Annotated in this window: 2 protein-coding genes; both read left to right on the forward strand. The window is 32.7% G+C overall.

The features are described from left to right. The first annotated feature begins 39 nt into the window (after positions 1–39). Positions 40–411 (forward strand): transposase, encoded by a 372-nt coding sequence (locus tag HNQ90_RS17870; protein ID WP_144116265.1) that lies wholly within the window; start codon positions 40–42, stop codon positions 409–411. Between the two features lie 272 nt (positions 412–683). Next, positions 684–1017: DDE-type integrase/transposase/recombinase (locus HNQ90_RS17875; RefSeq protein WP_183822402.1), on the forward strand; the 334-nt coding region annotated here is incomplete at its 3' end.

Below are 1017 nucleotides of genomic sequence, written 5' to 3' on the forward strand. Positions count from 1 at the left end.
TGACCCGTCCTGAAATAAGGCTACATAATTTTAAACATTATGTACAGAAATGACAAAGTAATTAGACGTTACAGCGAACCTTTTAAATTAAAGATTTTAGCCGAACTTACAACAGGAAAACATACAAAGAGCGAACTTTGTAAGCTCTATTCCATTGCGCCAACAACGGTCAATGAATGGATTAAAAAGTACAATCGTAAAGACTTAATGAACACCAGAGTAAAAGTGGAAACTAAAGACGAAATATCTAGAATTAAAACACTTCAAAAAGAGATTGAACAGCTTAAAAAACTACTACTTAAAAAGGATCTAGATGCTATGGTATTGGATTCTTATCTTGAAGTAGCCGCTGAAGATCTTGGTTACAAATCTGTTAATGAGCTAAAAAAAAAGCTAAGTATAAAGCCTTAATTATAGCTAAAGAGAAATCTAAGAGATTTGCTTCTTTAACGACTATAACTCATTGTTTTGGGCTTAAACGTGATGCGTATTATAAATACAAATCTAGAGCTGATAAGCGTTTAAAACAAGAACAGCTGATTATAAACATCGTTAGAAAAAGACGTAAATCTCTTCCTAGAGAAGGTGTTCGTAAGCTTACCAGGTCCTTAGACAAAGAGTTTGTTAAAGCCAATCTTAGAGTTGGTAGAGATACTTTATTTAATGTCCTTAGAAAGCATCAAATGCTAACACTTAGAAAGAAAACAAGTGCCAGAACAACAAACTCGCATCATCGATTTTATAAGTATAATAACATTATAAAAAACATGGAAGTTACAAGGTCAAACCAAGTTTGGGTATCGGACATCACATACATCAGAACCGTAAAAGGCTTTTGTTACCTAGCATTAATAACAGATATGTATTCTAGAAAAATTGTTGGTTATGACCTAAGTGATAGCATGGAGCTAAAAGGATGCGTGAGAGCGCTTAATAAAGCCATAAATCAATCTAAAGATATTAAACATCTTATTCATCATTCAGACAGAGGCATACAATATTGTAGCAATGTATACA

It is taken from the genome of Algibacter amylolyticus (assembly GCF_014202225.1).
In the GTDB taxonomy this organism is placed as follows: Bacteria; Bacteroidota; Bacteroidia; order Flavobacteriales; family Flavobacteriaceae; genus Algibacter_B; species Algibacter_B amylolyticus.